Origin of the sequence: Alcanivorax xiamenensis, from assembly GCF_009846745.1 — a bacterium.
GTDB classification, from domain to species: Bacteria; Pseudomonadota; Gammaproteobacteria; order Pseudomonadales; family Alcanivoracaceae; genus Alloalcanivorax; species Alloalcanivorax xiamenensis.
The window spans coordinates 1-18511 of record NZ_AQPF01000020.1; the positions used below are offsets into that span (position 1 = coordinate 1).

Genomic DNA, 18511 nt, shown 5'->3' on the forward strand with positions numbered 1-18511 from the left:
ACGCCAGAGTAAAGGTGTCTTTTACCGTGACGCCATCGTCATCAAGCACATGGGCGCGGATATCGTAGGTGGTGCCCACCGTCGGTACGGTCCCTTCCCCGATATGCAGAAACAGGTCATCCCAGGGCGCGCGAATCACCGTACCGTCAGTGCGGAAGGCGTACACCATTCGGTTCTTTCTGTTCAGACGTATCGGGTAATGGGTGTAGGCAAAGATCTCCATTCTCATGCCTTTCCAAATGGCCCAGGCCAAGCCTAAGAAAAGAAGAGAAAAGAAGATATCGAAGGCCCACCGACCTAGCCCTCTACCACTTCCTTGAGGAAAGAACAGTAACGCAACTGAAAACCCAACGAGCATAAGAAATGCCGTTAGGGTGAAGACTTGAATCTGCCCTTTTTGCCAATACCAGCGATCCACCATCTCCAAGTAGGTGCTGTTGATTTTGATCAGTAATGCTTCATCGTTGGGAGGTTCATCCGTCCAGCGTCGGTCTCTTGACAGCCGACTCGTTTTCTCTTCCTGCTCGAGAGGGCGATTCACTTTATAGGCATTTCTGCCCAGCCCCGTATAATCAGATAGCATTCTAGGCCTCGACTTCCAACAATGAATTCAAAGCAGTGATTTCTTCCTCCAAGGTATTCATGCGAGCATCGTCTTCAGGCTTGCCGCCTCGTCCCAAGCCACCGAAGTAGCATCGCTCCAACCAGTCCTGGAGGTCATCATTCTGGAAAATCAGTATTAGCACCGCAGCCACCAAGACTACGCCTGCCAGAATTATCCCTACTGTAGTGGCACTTAACCCCACAATCGTTGCTCCGAAAACACCATTAAATGCCATAAACGAGCCTATTGTTGCCCCCGAGGAAAAAAAGTATAGGGCGGCCATCCCCATATTTTCCTTACCTAGTTCGTTCCACCCCTTTATGAAATCCCACACACCAGAAACAAGTGCCGCGGCCAACCCAAATGCCTTAGTAATCCCAAAGAGCACTTTTTTCACAGCACTGCCCACGAATCTAGCTGTCCAGGCGCCGGCTATTTCAGCACCGGCCAGCATCCTATGAACCGTTCCGGCCACAGCCTCGGTCACCCCCGCTACCGCCGCGCCGAATCGCCACGTGGACTCTACCTGTTGATCCTCGTAGACCGCTTTATCCATGGCCTCCCCCTGCTGTTTCATGGACCAGAATCCAAGCAGGACACCGACAATCCCGGTTCGCACGTCCCCGCTGGTCAGGGTTTGCCATCTGGACATGGGGCTTTTGTTCCAATCGTCGATATCCACAACCGCATCGGCGGCCGCATTGGCCCGCATGCGTTCGGACAGATCACCTTCCACCGCCGCCAGTTGCAGGCGATCCGCCGCGATCTGAACACGTTGCTCAAGTACTCGCCCACCGGGTGCGCGGTCGTGTGTGATACGTCTGCTTCCTCTGGATTTCACCTCGATCCGGTCTTTCAGTAGCTGTTGATCCATATCAGCAAAGGCCGGGTTCAGCTGGTGAAGTTGTCGGACGAAGTCATCCAACGCTTCCGCCAAGGTGCCCGAGACGCGGCTGTAAACCACCGGGGTTTTGCCAACCAGCCCCAAGGAAATCAAGAGCGGCCCCACGCCCTTGTCCATGACGATGTCCAGGACTTTAATCACCGGCCCCATCAGCGCGGCGACCACCCGCGCCGCAGCGCTCTGCCCGGCATCGGAAAGTTCTTCCATAGCCTTTTCATAGGCCGTGATCAATTTATCCCAGGGCAGTTTCTTCAGATCGGACACAGACAAGCCCCGGTTTGCTTCCTGGTTTACCTGTTCCAGAATGGCCGTCTGGTTGAACACCATGGCTCTGAGCAGAAGATTCTCTCGCTGTATGGATTCCGCTGACAGCCAACGCTCGTAGAGTGCCTGGCAAGCATCGTATTGCTGCGTGTCCTGCAAGCACAGTAACAGGGTGTCCGCAAAGGCCTGGCCATCCTCCATACGCTCAGCGTCGTAGCGGTCGTCGAAGTAGCCCAATAACTTACTGCTCTCCATCCAGGTCGCGTGGGCCTGGGCCAGGGGCGCCAGCTGGTTCTGGTCAAACGTCTCAAGAGCGGGCTTATAAGTCTGTTCCAGCCATTCATCAGGTTGCCCTTCTTTAAGCATCTCCCCATACTTCCCCCAGGCGTTGCGTCTGGCCTGGTCAAGATCAGCGGCGGTGAGTTCGGCAATGGCCTCCGACTCCGCTACTCGAACTTTCTCTTCCCATTCAATGCGATAGGCTCGATCCTGCTCTAGTTTGCGCTCGTGCCATTTGCGCATGACTTCTTCCTGGTTGGATTGCTCTATAACGGCTTCTGTATTGTTTGTCGCCATAATGGGCAAGTCATACCAGGGCGAGATGCTTTCGACCGCAACCGCTTTTGCCCCCTGGATCCGGTTAAGCTCAGCCTGATTCTCCAATGCTTCCTGTAATCCGTTTAGCGTCGACGCTATGGTAATCGGTCGCTTAATATCCTCTCTCTCTAGAAACGATTTGAATTTGGCCCGTAATAGCCCGGCCAGATCGGTGGTGATGCCAACCGGGTCCTCCAGAGCGACGATGGCCGGGGACATACCTGACGACTCGGCCTGCTCCCGCGCCCATTGCGTTAAGCCCGCTACTTGTTCGCGCAGACCGTGAACCTCTTGTATGGAATGCTCAAGAGCACTACACGGAAAAACGCGCATGGTATCCATCGTCGCGATTCTTTCACCGGAAGCCGATTTGGCGACCGGCTTAGGTGAACTGGGCGGCTGCCAGGGATAATGTGACTCGGCAGTCTGGCTTACAAGTCCCTCCAGGATTTCCTGCATATGCGGTTGGCTACCGCCCTTCCAGCCAGCCAAGGAAATTCGCCGCATACGACTGCGCCGCCCGTCCACATCATTGGCATAGGCATGCCAGGTTCGCTTCGTCCAGGCAACGTCGGAGAAAACCATGTAGATGGCATCTGCCTGATCAGCGTTGGGAATCATTATGCAACGAGCCAGATGTGCATGGCTGGGTTCCCGAGTACAGGAAAACTCTTTCTCTTCGGTTGGCGGGATCAAATGCACATCGATGCCTTCCGGGGATTCGGGATCCATACTTTGAAGGGAGCTGTGTATCAATTCAGTAACGAAAGGAAATAGGTATCCGTTCTCGGTCACCTGATATCCGTTCCAGCTCCCTCTCACCTCATTAAAGACGTATAGATACCCTGGTCTGAGCAAGCGCAAGGTGTAATGTTGCCCTTCAGGGAGAGGAACGCTCTGTACATCGGCACCAAAGGGGCCCGAAACCTCAGGGACGGCTGGATCATAAGGACCGCTTTCATGATCGTCACGAGCCACCGCGTAACGCAAGGGTAGTATCGGCAGTCCTTGTTTCTTGCAAAATGGGCACTTTCCATCCTGTGCTGATGTCATAGAACCTTCCTTTTCCCTTCAACCGCGTAGTGAGCCAGCATCTCATCGCTAAGATCAGAGCAGGCCTCAACATAAGAGATAGTGCTTGATGTCGCCTTGATACAGCACGCTTCCATGTCGGGATGCTTATGAATGTCCGGACCGAATTGGAACGCCTGAGTCACATACAACCGACAGTCCCGGTCATCCACGATTCCCTTTTCTTTCGCCTCTGCCAGAAGTTGATCCACGCTTCGAAAGAAGGCGGCATTTTGATCGAAATCAGGCATGGAAGCAGACAGCGCTTCTGATACTTGATTTATCAAAGGGAGTCGTGACAGTGTCACTTTCTGTTTTTGGCTAAAATTCAATCGGGTGGCGGTTGGCTTGAATAAAGCGAACCTTTCGTCATTCTTATGATATTGCCAGCCCCCGCCCCCATCCGGCCAGGCCCATACATTGATCGGCCCCATTACGGACATCATTTGGCGGCGATCCAGTATCCAGGGGAGGTGCAAGAAGACTCTTGGGTCATAAAATCGGCGCAAAGCAACAGTCCCATCTTCAGAGGCAGGCGCAAAAAACAGATCTTGGAGATGGCGTGTAACGGCATCAACGCTAGCCGTTGTATCCACTAATGCGGAAAGCAACGTCACTCCTTTGTGCCTCCAATATTCGATGCGTTTTGGCAACGTCCCGCGCAGCAGATCTGGAATATCATCGAACCATACCAGTTGCGGCAGTCGCTGCGCCTGCAAAGACAATGACCGAGGAGCCAAGGGCATCGGCTTTAATCCCTTCAAGGCTTCAGCAGGAACCTGAATCGGGTTAATAACTGCGCCGACCAGCTCGTCGAGTCGCATTTCATCCATCTGGCGCCGAATCACGACCTGATTGCCATTCATAATTTAAACCGTTTCGGCCTTTCCATTATCGATCCCGGCAGGGCTAGAGCCCAAGATTGATCCATGGCTTGACCCGTTATTAAATTACTCAAGCCTCGAGATCTTCAATTTCAATGATCAGTTCTTCCGGCACGTCTGTATTTACGACATGGGTCATTCCCTGTTCATTGGTCGTCCCCTCTTCAGCCGTGCCATCTGCCCTGACGATACGGTAATGCACCTTCACCAGAGGTTCGCCTGTTTGCTGGTCAGTTAACTGAAACGCCTCGTCGTAGGCTCCCACCTTCTGTTCTGCTCCAGCGCCCATTGCACCAAGTGCGACAGTCCAGCTTCCACTCCTGTCCGCGTCTTCCAGGTTGACATCACAGATGTCAAGATCACCACCACTCAACATCGGCGCCTGAGCGCTCCCCGAACCGGGCCCGACAAACTGTTTCATCGCCGCCTGCAGATGCACGCCGCCAGGCGCCCCCAGCTCGATGTTGCCGCCATCGAGTTTGAGGTAGGCGCCGCCGGAGGCGAGCAGGAGGGGTTGGTTGGGGGCGGCCAGGATGGCCTGGCTGTTGGTGCTGGCCAGGGCGACGTCCTGGGCGGCGGCGAGGGTGAAGGGCTGCTTCGGGGCCCGGGCGCTGACTTTGCCTTGGGCGGCGTGCAGTTGAATGCCGCTTTCCTGGTTGGGTTTGCCGCTGGCTGGCGAGGCACCGTTGTTGTAGAGGCTCAGTCCGCCGCTCACGGTCATGACCGTGCTGTTCTTGCTCATCCAGTTGATGTCCGCGCCGCTGACCAGCGTGGTGGTGGTGCCCGCCACCCAGGTTTGTCCCTGCTGGGTGACGCTGGCCAGCCCGTCCGGGCTGGTGGCGACGATCAGCGGGCGGGGCCAGCCTGGTGGGGAGCCGGCACCGCCCTGCTCTCCGCCGGAGCCAGACTGGGTGCCTTTCAGCGTCTTCAGTACCCCGCTCAATGAGCGCTGGGAAGGCAATTCATCGGCTTCGTCCGCCTGCCCTGCATTCTGGTTGCGCGCGGCGTCGTTGAGTGTTTTCAGCAGATCCGCATTGCCTTGCAGCCGCGCCTGAGCGCCATCGGTACTCATTTGCCATTGCCCCGCCTCCGTGCTGAGCAGGACGCCTTGTCCGGCCCGAAGCGCGGCGCTGGAAGCCGTATTCAGGTCGGCGCCAAAGCCTCTTTCTCCTTGCCGCCGGTTGTCATTGCCCGCTTTCAGGTGACCCAGGCTCAGTCGGCTTTGGTGTTGGGTGCTGCCGGCTTCCGTACGCGCCTGCCCCTCTGTGCTATCCATCAACAGCCACTGGTGGCCGCTGTTGCCTTGCTGACTGGCGGATAGCGCCTGGCTCTTCAGGCCGGTGTAGACCGCCTTGTGATCGTTTCCGCTGAACCAGGGCGCGGCGTTGCCGGTGGCGTGGGCATGGCCGCCGCCAACCTGATTATGCTGCGCCTCGTCGTTGCCCTGGCCGTTGTATACGGTGCCGATGGCGATTGGCCTTTCCGGCTGGCCTTCCAGGAACAGGGTAAGGCTTTCCTGTCCGGTCCGGGGCACGGCGACGCCGCCCCAATCCTCGCCGGCCCAGGGGGTCAGGGTGCGCACCCAGGTCCAGGAGCCGCCGGTGGCGGGAGCGTTATCCGTGCCACTGTCGAGGGTACTTTCCGGGTGTGGTTCCCCGCTGCTGGAGCTCTCGCCCCGTTGCCAGGGGTATTGCATCTTGATGCGGTGGTCGCGGTCGGTATGCACCGAAGTGTTGTCCGCGGTCACCACGGCACTGTGCAGGCCCCGGCCGCGAACCCGGCCCTGGCTATGCCGTGATGCGCTATCCAGGGGACGAAAAGGCGTATCCACTTGCAAAGCGACGAAACCATTGCGGTAGAAATCAGTCTCTGGTGCGCTATCCAGAGACGGTAACGGGCCGTCGCCGAGATGCTCGGGCGCGGCGGGAAAGCAAGGCGATGGCGTCTCGAACCGCTGATTGGCCTGCGCCATTAGGTTCGAGCTCAAATTATTGCGGGCATCGTGGGTCACCGCCAGGCAGAGAAAAGAAGCCTCCTCTTCATATCCGGGATGCTGATGAAGCTGGAATTGCCCACCGGGACGCAGGCGCCGCCAGGTTCCATTCCCCTCCACCCGCTTGCCAGCGGCTTCCAGAACTTCGATGTAACGGCGGCCGCGCCATTCGGTTTCCGCCTGATTGTGCCAGGCATAGGCCGTGGGGCTGTCATCATCCTCCGCTCCCGACCACGCCATGTCGGCGCTGTTCTGCTGCGAGGACAATGTTTTCAGCGACCGGTAATCCCAGGTGGCCCGGCGGATACCGGCGGCGTGGGCGCTGCGTCCCGGGCGCCATTGCTGGATAGCGTCTTCCTGTTCAGTGACATCACTGCGGTGATAGCGGACTCCGCCGATATCCGAGAAGGCACTGTTGTAATCAGCGATAACCAGCGTATGGCCGCCCGCCACCTGGAACTCGCCGGCTTTCGCTGGCGCGGCCTGATCCTCTTCCTCGATGTCCTGATGCTCGAACCAGAAGAACAGACCCTGCTCCGACAGGATTCGGGTCATGAAATCCAGACCGTCCTCTTCCAGTTGCGCACCGAGGCTGTGCCTGAGGTAAAGCGCGTTGTCCGCCAAATCCCAGCGCCAGCGGGGCACCACCACGCCGCCGCGGGCCGCCAATCGTCCGAACAGCGTGTCGATGATCTCCATGATCGTCATGTCCTGATAGACATGACTGTCCACCCACTGCCGCAGAAAGACGGTCCACGGTTCCAGTACCAGGGCATAGCGCGCCAGCCCGCCATTACTCTCCAGGTACTCGAAATGGGTAACATGGCCGTGAAAAGGCCGGCGGTTCGTACGGGAATCGGCGGTGAGCAAGGTGAGCAATACCGGCTGCCCGAACACATCCTCCGCCCGCAGGCGAGCGTCCACCGAAAGCGCGGTGATATCAAAGCGAAACCCGGCCCCGGCTGATACGCCAGCGCCGGAAACCGCTTCCACACCGTGCCAGCTTTCCGGCACCAGCACGTCCGGCCCCAATGGAGTGTGGAGCTGCAATATGCGGGCTCCTTGCCCCGGTGCGGACAATGCACTCATCAGATTGGCGATCACATCCATGTCAGCGGTCCTTCTCGATTAGCCGGTTACCCCACTGAGCGCTCGACGGCGCTGTTCGATTCCGGCTACGCCGAGATCCGCTCCAGTTGAAGCGAAGGCGACTCCGAGCAGTGCAGCTGGTGGTTTCGGCCGGCGATCGTCAACACAATCAATCTTACGTCACTGACCAGCCGCCCGGCCCGATCCTGCGCTTGAGCCGGCGCTTGGATCCGCCAGGGCATGTGTTCCATCATGCCAAGTAGTTGCCTGGCCTGGTGGCGCTGTTCAATCGGCGAGTCAACCAGTAACTCGACCACATGGCCCGGGGCCACACGATGCCAGCGGCGCACTTCATCCAACGGTCTTTTCCGGCCAACACTGGGGCCCGAGTCGCAATTGGCAATGGCTTTTTCCTGATCCACTCCGTAGACGGTCATGATTCACTCCTGTGATGAAAAGACAAAACTTGTGGAGACTCTGCTCCGGTTAACGGCGCCACCCCTTCGGGAGTTACCGTGTACTGAAAATCACCGTTGTCATCCGCGGTTACCCGGATACCGGCAATTTTAGCGCCCTCGGCCATGGCGGCGAGGACCGACTCGGCAATTTCGGGCAAAAGAGTGCCGTTGAGAATGTGATCGACGTTGCGGGCCCCGCTGTCCACCTCGGTGCAACGGGCCAGAACGGATTCCGCCAACGCTTCGTCCCATTCAAACAAGGCGCCATGGTTCTCCGCTACCCGCCCCGCGATACGATTCAGCTTCATCTCGATAATACGGATCAGAACATCATCGCTGATCGGGTAATAAGGGACGACTTTGAGGCGCCCCAGGAAAGCCGGTTTAAAGGCCTTATAAAGGGCGGGTCGCAACAGCTCGTGCAGCGCCTCCGGATCCGGCACTTGTTGCGCCTCCTGGTTCAGACAGGATTGCATGATCTGCGAGGAGCCCACATTGGAAGTGAGGATGATCAAGGTGTTGCGAAAATCAATCTCGCGCCCTTCGGCATCATCCATCACACCTTTATCGAAAACCTGGAAGAACATCTCCAGTACGTCCGGATGCGCTTTTTCCACTTCATCCAGCAACACCACGCTATAGGGGTTACGGCGCACCGCTTCGGTAAGCACCCCGCCCTCGCCGTACCCGACATAACCAGGCGGAGAGCCCTTGAGGCCGGAAACCGTATGCGCTTCCTGATACTCGCTCATATTGATGGTGATCAGCTTACGCTCGCCACCATAAAGGATATCGGCCAGTGCCAGCGCGGTTTCGGTTTTACCCACGCCGGAAGGGCCGACGAACAGAAACACGCCTCTGGGTTTGTTGGGATCTTCCAAACGCGCCGTGGCGGTACGCACCCGTTGCGCGATGGCGTCCAGGGCATGCTGTTGTCCCGTAACACGCTCGGTCAGCAGGCCCGACAGATTGGAAATGGTCGCGATCTCATCCTTGACCATGCGACCCAGGGGAATCCCGGTCCAGTTGGAAACAATCTCCGCCACCACCGATCCATCGGTCTGCAAGGGCACCATGGGCGACTCCCCTTGCACCTCTCTCAGCCGGGATAGCAGTTCGGGAATACCATGATCGGGATCGGTCTGATCAGAGGTCGCCGCCTCCCGACCATCCCGGAGCTGCTGGATGTTCTGTACCAACGCCACTTCGCGGTCGAGACGTTCCCGCAGGGTGGCGATGCGCTCCTGTGTCTCCGTTCGTCGGCTTTCCAGATCCGACAGACGTTCTCCGTGGGACGCCCCGGCCTGCTCGTCCCGGGACAGAGCCGCGATTTCCTGCTCCAGACGTTGAAGATACTTGTCGGCGTCCTCGATGGCGGCCGGGGTAGCCCCCTGCCCCAGAGCCACCTTGGCGCAGGCGGTGTCCAATACCGATACCGCTTTATCGGGAAGCTGCCGGCCGCTGATATAACGATGGGACAATCTCACCGCCTCGGTAACGGCTTCGTCGAGGATTCGCACGCCGAAATGCTGCTCCATCAAGGGAACCATGGCGCGCAACATGGCGGCGGCCAGGTCCTCACCGGGCTCATCCACTTTCACTACCTGGAAACGCCGGGCCAGCGCCGCGTCTTTCTCGAAGTAGCGCTTGTATTCGCTCCAGGTGGTGGCGGCGATGGTTCGCAGCTCGCCTCGGGCGAGCGCCGGCTTCAGCAGATTGGCGGCATCGTTCTGGCCGGCCTGACCGCCCGCGCCGATCAGGGTATGGGCTTCATCGATAAAGAGGATGATCGGGTGAGCGCTCTTCTTGACCTCGTCGATAACCGTCTTGAGCCGGTTCTCGAATTCGCCTTTGACGCTGGCACCGGCTTGCAACAGGCCCATATCAAGCACATGCAGCGCCACGCCTTTCAATGGTTCCGGCACATCGTCCGCGGCGATCCGCAGCGCCAGTCCTTCCACCACCGCGGTTTTGCCCACTCCGGCCTCACCGGTGAGGATCGGGTTGTTCTGACGCCGGCGCATCAGGATGTCCACCAACTGGCGGATTTCCCCGTCACGGCCGATGACCGGGTCAATGGCGCCGTCCCGGGCCCGGTCAGTGAGATTCTGGGTGAACTGATCCAGAGCCGGTGTCTTGCCAAGCGCCTTGTCCTCGCCTTCCTCGCCACCGGGAGCCTCTTCGGTCAGCGGCGCGTCACGATGACCTTCCTCCGAGCCTTCGGTCATCTTGTCGAAATCGTGCTTCAACTGGTCCAGATCAAATCGGGTGAACAGCGCGGAACTGCGCTGTGCCAGACGGGACAGGTCCGGCTCGGTCAACAACGCCAACAACAGGTGTCCGCTGCGAATACGGGTGGTGCCGGAATCCAGCGAGGCCAACAGCCAGGCGTGTTCGAACAGGGACGGTAGATGCGGTGAAAATACCGGGGTGCGTTGGTTGCCGGTTTTCAGTCTTTCCATTTCCACGCGAAGATCCCGTTCCAGAGCCTCCGGTGCTATGCCGCTGCGGCGAGCCACCAACACCAGATCGCTCCGGGGGTGCTCCAGCAACGCCACGAAAAGGTGTTCCAGATCGACCTCATAGTGCCCCGCGGCCATGCACAGACTGGCGGCCCTTTCCGCTGCCTGCCGGCACCGGTCGTTGAGTTTGCTGATCAGGGTTTTCAGATTAATGCTCATCGCGCGGCTTACGCTCCTTGCCGGTCATCGTTGCGTCCTTCATTGAAGTGTATGGATACCGTAGGTGGTATCCGCCCGGATGCCCGCACCCGGGCGGGTGGACAGGAAGCCGTCCCAGCCAAGACGCCCCCCCTGCTCCGGATCGCCCAACTGGCACCCACTGATCTCATCCGCTTTCAATACCAGGCGGACTTCATACTCGAGGCTGGCACCGGTCAGCATGGTCAACCACTTTTCCAGAGCCTGGGCGGCCTCGCCACCAGGCAGAAAGTCATCGAAACCTCCCTTCGCCAGAGGGCCCACCACCAACCGCATCCTGAGATCCCGCTGCCAGACTCGCTCTCCGGCGACGGCGCTGGTGCCAAGCCGGGCGTTACCCGAACCCAGGCGGGTGCGCTGCTGCTCTGGGATGTCATACCAAGCGCCCACGAACTGCTCCACCTTGATCGGTACCTGAAAATAATCGGTCAGCAACCGCTGCATCTGCACCGCGGCCACCGGCCGCTGCCCCACGGTGGCCGCGTGGAAGGCCACCGCCTGATCCGGAATCGCTCCCGGCGCTTCGCCCAAGCGGTCTCGCAGCCCGGTGACGCCCACGCCCGCCAGTGACAGCAGCAATGGCAGGAACCGCTCACGCTGATCCAATTCATACTGAATCGCCAGGCGGTATTTCTTCCAGGCCCCGTAATGCAGCGCCACGGCCCGGTTAGTGAAGATATCGAGAAAGGCCCGCGCCGCCCGGTCTCGCTGAAAGATCTCCCGTTCATGCAGCCATTCACCATAGTGCCAGGGCAAGGCGCCCTTGACGCCAAGCAGCCCCATGAAACTCGGCGTCAGATGAACCTTTCCGAGCTTCTCCATGGTCAGGGTGTAATCCACCGCCCCGGGCCGGTCGAGCCGTTCGCCCTCTTCCGACCAGGCTTCCAGCTTTTCAAGCTCACTGGCGGGAAAGCCCAGGGACAGGCTGCTATCGAAGCGCATGTGGCGGGCCACCGCATCGTCATCCGCACTGCGCGTTTGGCGCTTGAAGAGCTGTTCGATGATCCGCACCGACTGGAAGAAACCAAAGCGGTGAGGCTCACTGAGCAGCTGCTGGGCTACACCAGCGTCGATTCGCCGCTTCGGGGTGGGCATTGAATCAGTACCTCATTGCTTTGACGGGAAACAATATTCAATTGAGTAAAGCTGTTGGCATGGACATAGAGACCGAAAAAACGGTCCAGGGCGGCCACGAAAGCCGACAGCCCGGTGCCGACGAAACTGCTTTCATCGATGGTCAAATTGATTTCCACCCCTCTTGCCACCGCGGCAAAAGGCCGGCCCGGCAACCAGCTGGTGACGGGACGGTGCTGCACCTCCACCAACCCCTCAATCTGGCGCCGCGCTACCGCGGCCGAAGATAAGTCATACAGCGAGAGCATCTCTTTCAGTGCCGGCAGACCGCTGCCGGTGATCGACAGGTGATTGAGGGACAAATGGGAAATCAGCCGCCAATGCGCGTTTCTGCCGCCCGTGAATCGGCGTGGACGAGTGGGCTTGCGCAACATCGTGATGCTTTTGACCGAGGTATCGGTCTCCATGGTCAGGTCACCGCCGCTGACGCCGTAAGCCAGATGGCTGGGCAGATCCCGATTGGTACAGGTGAGGTCCAGCCCCACCACGTCCGTTTTCGGCACCGCCGGGTTGAAGCGCAAGTCCACAAAGGTGATCTCGGTTTCGTAGCCAGGGCTCTGCTCCGCCAATTCCTCATCCCGTCTGGCCATCCAGTACAGCCCGTCCCCTCCGGCATCCTCACCATGATGCAATGAGTAGAATGGCCGGAACGTCTGAATGTCCTCGCCCAATGGTGTTTGCCTGACCCGCTTCACCGTATCAATGGAGTAAATTTCGTGAGCGAAGGCATTGCGGGCATCGGCGACCACCGGATAGCTGGCCTGGCGCTCATGCACATGGACCGGTTCGCCCCGCTGGCGGAACAGATTGACAACCGGCGAACATCCGAGAAGCACATTGTCCCTGGTGAGCCCTTCAAGCAACTGCTGCTGCTCACCGTCGGTATGTGGCGCGTTCAAGGCGAAATGCACGGTAAAGCTGCCGGATGCCATGGCCGAGAGTGACTTTATATCAAGATCGAAGAAGCCGAACTTCTCCGGAAACGCGAACAACTCAGTCAGCAGACGGTAGGCTGGGTGGGATCGGCTCGGGTAGTCGATCAGGGATTCCTCGTCGTCGAACCCGACCTGCTGTATTGGTGTCTGGTCCAACGCCAGCCACCGTCCGCTGTCATCCGGTTCCACGTAGGTGGCGCCGATACCGTAAGCCAGCGCGTCGCGCAGTACGGCGCAAAAAGACGGCTCACCGTCGGTGAACAGTCTTACCGTGTCCACGCCCAACGTGGCGAACGACAGCTGCGTGGAGGCCAGCTCGAATCTCAGAGAGAGCTGCGCCTGCCCGGCGCCAACGCCTCCCATCGCCATCGGGGCCCGCATCACCGGACGGTAGGTCGCCTCGGTCAGCACGATCGGCACCAGCGTCACGTCATAGGCGGTGCGAAACCGGCAGTTCACACCTCTTACCGGTCGTGATCGCAGTGCCGTGCCTCGCGGAATCCGCAGTGGCTCGCTGAGCGTGGATAAAGCATTGCCCATGTCAAAGCGGGCAATCGAGCAAGACGGGAATGGACGCAGGTAATGCGGATATAACACTTCCAGAAGCGCATCGGTGAACTCCGGAAAATCGTCATCAAGCTTTTTCGAGATGCGCGCGCTCAATAGTGCGAACGACTCAATCAGCCGCTCCACATGGGGATCTTCGCTAACGTCCGCTGACAACAGCAGGCGGCTGGCGATCTTGGGGTAGCGCTCGGCGAACTCCTTGCCATAGCGGCGCAGGAAGCCGAGTTCCCGTTCGTAGTACGGCAGCAAATCACGCATGTTCAGGATGCCCTGGCGTTACGGCGGAGCCCGCTTACCGAGTACTGCAGCGTGGAGGGCTGAAGCATCGCGTCAAAGCTCACCGGCTCCCGCGCTGGACGAATATCCAGCAACGCGTGAATAGTAAAATGCAGTCCACCACCTGGCGCATTGCCTTCGTCCAGGCTGACGGTGACATCGTGCAGTCGGGGTTCGTGGCGGGAAATCGCATCCTCCAGGGACCGGCAAATCAACGCACGGTCATAGGCGTTCACCAGGCTCATGGCGGAAAAATCCCGCAGCCCGTAGACCATCAGGGATTTTCGGCATTGTGGAAAAGCCTCGAACAGCGTTTCCGACAAGGCCATGCGGCTATTCAGCAGACCTTCCAGGTCTCTGGCCACGGTTTCCTTGTATTGCCCCAAGGAAGAGGCTTTAAAGATATTCTGGTCGCCCGGCTGCTTCGGTGCATCATCAAACAGCTTGTCGAGCAGACTGGGCTCAAGTCCTTTATCCCATCGTTTCACGCTCATCCCCTTTTTCGCCCTGACTTCATGACATTATCGGGATTGCGCCAGTCTCACCGCCCATTCCCTGGTTCGGTGCGGACAAAAGTGCGATGGCGCCCGACCGGGCGCCATCGCCGCTCATCAGAATTGAGGAGCGTTTTTGTTGAGGTTCCACTGGCCCATGGTCTTGCCGCCAATGCCACCTTCCGGTTTCTGCTGGTTGTAAGTCCAGCGGATCGCGGCGAAGCTGAGCAGCACGACTTCCTGAGGCATGCCATCTTCACCGATGGTGGTGGTCACCCGGTGTACAAGAACGTTCTTGAGTTCGATCTTGTAGTAGTTGATGGCGTTGCCGTCTTTGTCGGCACGCATGAAATCGATCTCGGCCTTGGCGAAAGTGGTCCCGTTGGAGCACGCCTGGCTCAGCACGGTGCTGGACAGGTCAATGGACTTCACCACTTCGATCGGGCCAAAGCTAACCCGTTCCGCGGTCTGACCACCAGAACTGGAAGCGGTAGGAGCGCGCGGTTGCAGGACATCCTGCGAAAACGATTGAATCTCGATCCATCCTGGATGTTTATCGTCACTGGATTCGCCTTTAATGGAATCGATGTTTAAGAATGCATGTTGCATGTCAAGTTCCTTCCTTCATGCGGTCTAGACGACGCCATGCCGCCCATCTTTGTTGCCCCTTCTTTGGCAACGGTTTAATCGGTCCGGCAGCGACACCCCGCCACGCCGAACCCCGTAAAATCGCTATGACTTTTTAGCGGAAGCCGGGAGCTCCGCCACCAGCCGCAGCGATACAGACAGTTCATCAAGCTGAAAATGCGGCCTGATGAACGCGACTGCCCTGTAGGAACCCGGCTTGCCGGGCACTTCCGAGACCTGGATGGATGCTTCGCGCAGCGGATACTGGGCTTTGGCTTCCTGAGTGGCGTTGTCGTCAAGGAGCACGTACTGGGAAATCCAGCGGTTAAGAAATTCTTCCACATTGCCCGCGGAGGCGAAGCTGCCGATCTTCTCTCTCATCATCGCCTTGAGATAGTGGGCGATGCGGGAGACGGCGAACATGTATTGAAGCTGCGCGGAAAGAATGGCGTTGGCATTGGCGGCGTCGGTGTTGTACTTCTTGGGCTTCTGCGCCGACTGGGCGCCGAAGAACGCGGCATAGTCCGTGTTCTTGCAATGCACCAGCGGGATAAACCCGAGATCGCTCAATTCCTTCTCGCGGCGATCGGTAATCGCCACTTCAGTGGGGCACTTGAGCGCCACCTCGCCATCATCGGTACGGAAAGTATGGGTTGGCAGGTCCTCAACCAGACCGCCCCCTTCAACGCCACGAATGGCGGCGCACCAGCCGAAGTCCTCGAATGCGGCGGTGAGTCGGGCGGCCATGGCGTAGGCGGTGTTACACCACAGATACTTGCCGTGGTCCGCCCCGTCCACCTCCTCCACGAAGTTGAAGCCTTCGACGGTGGTGCCATCTTTCGGATTGTAGGGCAAACGGCCGAGGAACCGCGGCAGCGTCAACCCCACGTAACGACTGTCTTCCCCATCACGGAAAGAGCGCCACTTGGCGTATTCCACGGTGTCGAACACTTTGGCGAGATCGCGAGGTTTGCCAAGATCGGTGAAGCTCTCCAATCCCAGCATGTCTTCCGAGGCGGCGGTGATGAACGGCGCATGGGCAGCCGCGGCCACGTGGGACATCTGCTCCACGAAGTACATGTCCTGAGGTTGCCGGCCAATGGCGTAATCACCGATCAGGGTTCCGAACGGGGCGCCCCCGAAGGTGCCGAATTCCTCTTCATAGACTTTCTTGAACAGCGCGCTTTGATCGAAATCGATGGCGGAGTTGAAGTCCCGGATCAGATCCTGCTTCTTGGCGTTGAACGCCTTGATCTTCATCATCGAACCGGTGGAGGTATGCTCGCAAAGATAGTGCAGGCCGCGCCATGTGCTCTCCAGGTCCTGGAATTCCGGAGCGTGCATCACGGCGCTCAATTGTTCGGAAATCAGACGGTCCAGCTCGGCGATTCGCGCATCCAGGGTCATATTGAGGTTGTCCGACACCACCACGGTGCCTTCCATTACCTCTTTCGCCAGTTCGGAGATAATATCCTTGGCCCGGCGATGCTCCTCATCGGATTTCGCCACCCGGCTCTCTTCGACGATCTGGTCGAGAAGGCCCTCGGTCTCGGTTACCGTTCCCGCCTCGTTGGCGCTTGCCACCTCTTTGCCCATGGTCATCACTCCTGATCGTCGTCGGCACCGCTATCTTCTCGCAGCGCCTTGAGTTGCTCGGTGTTTTTCAGCACGTCGGAAAGCAGATCTTCCAGCTTTTCGTTGCCGATCAGTTTATTGCGCAGGTCCGCCAGTTTCGTGCGTGATTCCAACAGGCGGCGCAGTGGCTCCACCTGTTCAACCACCGCTTCGGGACGGAAGTCCTCCATGGACTTGAACTTCAATTCGACCCCGAACTCGCCGCCCTCTTCGGTCAGCTTGTTCGGCACCCGGTACACCGCCCGAGGCGTCATGCCTTCCATTACTTCGTCAAAGTTATCCATATCCACATTGACGAATTTGCGGTCCTTTACCTTCGGCTGTGGCTCTTCCGGGTTGCCACTGAAGTCGCCTAGTACACCAACGACAAAGGGCAGTTCCTTCTGTTCTATGGCATCGCCCTTCTCCACGTCATAGGTGAGCTGTACTCGCGGTGGACGTACCTTCTGAAGACGTTTTTGAGTGCTATCCTTCTTGGACATGGAGCTATCTCCTGGCTGAATCGACGGGGCGGGACTCAATCACCGCCAATACCACTGAACGGATCGTTGGCACTGCGTTTGCTGACCGTGGTGCTTGTCTTCGGCGGCGCGCTGACACGGGGTTTCGGGCGCGGCGCGGGACGACTGACACGGGCACTGCGGTTATCGTCCTCGTCGTCAACCACCGGCTCCTCGCCAATAGCGGTTTTCAATGTCTCCGCCAGCGCCCGCGCTTCGCGACGCGCGGTTTCGGATCCCAATGCGTCCCGCTCACCGAGTCGCTGCAGCGACTGGCTGGCGATGCGCAAACCACTCAGGGTCAGGATGCCTTCCGCGATAAGATCGCGGGCGTCCCGCTGCAGGGCTTCTTCAGCGGCAACAATGGCGTGGGCGTAGTTATTACGGTCAAACTGAATCTGGGCGATACGGACCCAGGGCTCCTTGCGAGTCGGGTCGGCTTTGGCGGCATTGGCGAACGACATCAAGGCGGCGTCCACTTTCTCGTTGCTCAGCGCGCCTTCCGCGCGCCCCATCTGCTCGCCGTATTCCGCGGACTTACGACCGGACATCATGCTGCAAGCGCTCAGCGTGGCGAGCATGACCGCTACCGTGACAAGACGTATTAGGCGTTCCCTGTTCAATACCATCTCTATTTATCTTCTAAGGTTATGTTTTCCGCCCGCGACCGCCTTGGCGGCAAACGGACGAACCATAATCAAAGAGCGACAGGGGAACGGCGAATCAGCGCTGAAGCGCTTAAGTGATGTGGATTCAGGGGAAAAGGAAAATGATGTGTTGATCCAATCCCTGGACATCCCGCGCTGTGTCATCCCTGCTCTCATTGAGAGGCCTTCCGATCTTCACAAACGTGATGCGCTTCCCCGCTCGATCGGTGGTTACCGCCGTTCAAAGTCACTCAAGCATGTTCATACTAACGCGCACGAATGTCAGCTTTGTGACGAAAAACAACAGCATGGCCAATTCGGCCGAGTATAGTGAGCATGTCCGACCTGTCAAGCGAGGCCATATTCCGCCGCCGTTTGCCGCCACCTCAAGGTCGGGATTGGACTGGGCCGGGCAGAACTAAACTGCTAAAGTGCGTGCCATCGAAGTACGGCCTCCTCAGGACAAAAGCAGGACTTTTTACGTATGGATACGATGCGCCGCTCCAACCCGCGCCGCTTCATTTTTTTGAACCAGTTCACGAAAATAATTTTTTTTGGCGCTTTGCTATTATCGCTGCAAAGCTGCGCTCTGCTTGGCTCCGGCACCCCAAAGGATACGGTTATTCCCGTTCGCCTCTACGGTGGAGACAATCTGAATGCCGGCACGGGGCATCAGGCCTATTCTCTGGTGGTACGAATTTATCATTTGCGCGAAACCCAACGTTTTTATGAGGCGTCATTGCAGGATTTTCTCGATGACGATGCCGAGGCCCGTGCCTTGCGCAATGATTTGATTAGCGTCAGCGAAGTGGTTTTGACGCCCGGCGCTCATCACGTGATTGAGGCCCGTGTACCGGAGCAAGCGAAGACGATCGGCGTTGTGGCCCTGTTCCGCTCTCCGGCGAGGGAGCGCTGGCGCTTTGCTTTCGATGTTACCGAAAAGCCGGTCATAAAAACCGGGCTTACCCTGGGCTTTCACGCCTGCGCGGTAACCAGCGATGGTACCGGTCTGATCCGGACGCCCACTGGTGACCCGACCAGTCTGGTGGCCGTGAGATGCCCCGCGTTACCGCGCTGAAACCACGGCAGGCGCGGATTCCATTATCCATTGC

Annotated in this window: 14 protein-coding genes and 1 pseudogene; 2 read left to right on the forward strand and 13 right to left on the reverse strand. The window is 58.5% G+C overall.

The window, feature by feature from the left end; all coding sequences use genetic code 11:
* The 13 genes and pseudogenes from A6D6_RS12655 to A6D6_RS12715 form a co-directional block, all read right to left on the reverse strand.
* Nucleotides 1–229 (reverse strand): annotated as a pseudogene (locus A6D6_RS12655) (DUF6708 domain-containing protein); the annotation flags it as partial.
* 355 nt (nt 230–584) lie between these two features.
* The gene (locus A6D6_RS12660; RefSeq protein ID WP_159660927.1) at nt 585–3422 is read right to left on the reverse strand and encodes a T6SS effector BTH_I2691 family protein; all 2838 of its coding nucleotides are present in this window, start codon (nt 3420–3422) and stop codon (nt 585–587) included.
* The gene (locus tag A6D6_RS12665; protein WP_159660928.1) at nt 3419–4306 is read right to left on the reverse strand and encodes a DUF4123 domain-containing protein; all 888 of its coding nucleotides are present in this window, start codon (nt 4304–4306) and stop codon (nt 3419–3421) included. The genes A6D6_RS12660 and A6D6_RS12665 overlap by 4 nt, the downstream gene beginning before the upstream one ends.
* A gap of 88 nt (nt 4307–4394) precedes the next feature.
* On the reverse strand, nt 4395–7427 hold the full coding sequence (locus A6D6_RS12670) for a type VI secretion system Vgr family protein (RefSeq protein WP_159660929.1): 3033 nt from the start codon (nt 7425–7427) through the stop codon (nt 4395–4397).
* Between the two features lie 65 nt (nt 7428–7492).
* Nucleotides 7493–7843: a hypothetical protein gene (locus A6D6_RS12675; protein ID WP_133490780.1), complete on the reverse strand. Its 351-nt coding sequence runs from the start codon at nt 7841–7843 to the stop codon at nt 7493–7495.
* Nucleotides 7840–10545, reverse strand: a complete 2706-nt coding sequence (tssH, locus tag A6D6_RS12680) for a type VI secretion system ATPase TssH (RefSeq protein WP_159660930.1) — start codon at nt 10543–10545, stop codon at nt 7840–7842. The genes A6D6_RS12675 and tssH overlap by 4 nt, the downstream gene beginning before the upstream one ends.
* Before the next feature lie 39 nt (nt 10546–10584).
* Entirely contained in the window at nt 10585–11679 is a 1095-nt protein-coding gene (gene tssG, locus A6D6_RS12685; protein ID WP_133490778.1) for a type VI secretion system baseplate subunit TssG, read from the reverse strand.
* Nucleotides 11643–13478, reverse strand: a complete 1836-nt coding sequence (tssF, locus tag A6D6_RS12690; protein ID WP_133490777.1) for a type VI secretion system baseplate subunit TssF — start codon at nt 13476–13478, stop codon at nt 11643–11645. The genes tssG and tssF overlap by 37 nt, the downstream gene beginning before the upstream one ends.
* A 2-nt stretch (nt 13479–13480) precedes the next feature.
* The gene (gene tssE, locus A6D6_RS12695) at nt 13481–13990 is read right to left on the reverse strand and encodes a type VI secretion system baseplate subunit TssE (RefSeq protein WP_133490776.1); all 510 of its coding nucleotides are present in this window, start codon (nt 13988–13990) and stop codon (nt 13481–13483) included.
* 117 nt (nt 13991–14107) lie between these two features.
* Nucleotides 14108–14599 (reverse strand): Hcp family type VI secretion system effector, encoded by a 492-nt coding sequence (locus tag A6D6_RS12700; RefSeq protein ID WP_133490775.1) that lies wholly within the window; start codon nt 14597–14599, stop codon nt 14108–14110.
* A 123-nt stretch (nt 14600–14722) separates the two neighbouring features.
* On the reverse strand, nt 14723–16213 hold the full coding sequence (gene tssC, locus A6D6_RS12705; RefSeq protein WP_133490774.1) for a type VI secretion system contractile sheath large subunit: 1491 nt from the start codon (nt 16211–16213) through the stop codon (nt 14723–14725).
* 5 nt (nt 16214–16218) lie between these two features.
* Nucleotides 16219–16734, reverse strand: coding sequence for a type VI secretion system contractile sheath small subunit (tssB, locus tag A6D6_RS12710; RefSeq protein WP_133490773.1), 516 nt, complete (start codon nt 16732–16734; stop codon nt 16219–16221).
* Between the two features lie 35 nt (nt 16735–16769).
* On the reverse strand, nt 16770–17306 hold the full coding sequence (locus A6D6_RS12715) for a tetratricopeptide repeat protein (RefSeq protein WP_159660931.1): 537 nt from the start codon (nt 17304–17306) through the stop codon (nt 16770–16772).
* Here A6D6_RS12715 and A6D6_RS12720 point away from each other — a divergent pair.
* On the forward strand, nt 17305–17730 hold the full coding sequence (locus A6D6_RS12720) for a hypothetical protein (protein ID WP_159660932.1): 426 nt from the start codon (nt 17305–17307) through the stop codon (nt 17728–17730). The genes A6D6_RS12715 and A6D6_RS12720 overlap by 2 nt on opposite strands.
* A gap of 153 nt (nt 17731–17883) precedes the next feature.
* Entirely contained in the window at nt 17884–18477 is a 594-nt protein-coding gene (gene tssJ / locus A6D6_RS12725) for a type VI secretion system lipoprotein TssJ (RefSeq protein ID WP_236564100.1), read from the forward strand.
* Nucleotides 18478–18511 lie beyond the last annotated feature (34 nt).

Coding starts and splice junctions, on each gene's coding strand:
- A6D6_RS12660 (WP_159660927.1), bottom strand. CDS start 3,422: ATGACATCAGCACAGGATGGAAAGTGCCCATTTTGCAAGAAACAAGGA.
- A6D6_RS12665 (WP_159660928.1), bottom strand. CDS start 4,306: ATGAATGGCAATCAGGTCGTGATTCGGCGCCAGATGGATGAAATGCGA.
- A6D6_RS12670 (WP_159660929.1), bottom strand. CDS start 7,427: ATGGATGTGATCGCCAATCTGATGAGTGCATTGTCCGCACCGGGGCAA.
- A6D6_RS12675 (WP_133490780.1), bottom strand. CDS start 7,843: ATGACCGTCTACGGAGTGGATCAGGAAAAAGCCATTGCCAATTGCGAC.
- tssH (WP_159660930.1), bottom strand. CDS start 10,545: ATGAGCATTAATCTGAAAACCCTGATCAGCAAACTCAACGACCGGTGC.
- tssG (WP_133490778.1), bottom strand. CDS start 11,679: ATGCCCACCCCGAAGCGGCGAATCGACGCTGGTGTAGCCCAGCAGCTG.
- tssF (WP_133490777.1), bottom strand. CDS start 13,478: ATGCGTGATTTGCTGCCGTACTACGAACGGGAACTCGGCTTCCTGCGC.
- tssE (WP_133490776.1), bottom strand. CDS start 13,990: ATGAGCGTGAAACGATGGGATAAAGGACTTGAGCCCAGTCTGCTCGAC.
- A6D6_RS12700 (WP_133490775.1), bottom strand. CDS start 14,599: ATGCAACATGCATTCTTAAACATCGATTCCATTAAAGGCGAATCCAGT.
- tssC (WP_133490774.1), bottom strand. CDS start 16,213: ATGGGCAAAGAGGTGGCAAGCGCCAACGAGGCGGGAACGGTAACCGAG.
- tssB (WP_133490773.1), bottom strand. CDS start 16,734: ATGTCCAAGAAGGATAGCACTCAAAAACGTCTTCAGAAGGTACGTCCA.
- A6D6_RS12720 (WP_159660932.1), top strand. CDS start 17,305: ATGCTGCAAGCGCTCAGCGTGGCGAGCATGACCGCTACCGTGACAAGA.
- A6D6_RS12715 (WP_159660931.1), bottom strand. CDS start 17,306: ATGATGTCCGGTCGTAAGTCCGCGGAATACGGCGAGCAGATGGGGCGC.
- tssJ (WP_236564100.1), top strand. CDS start 17,884: ATGGATACGATGCGCCGCTCCAACCCGCGCCGCTTCATTTTTTTGAAC.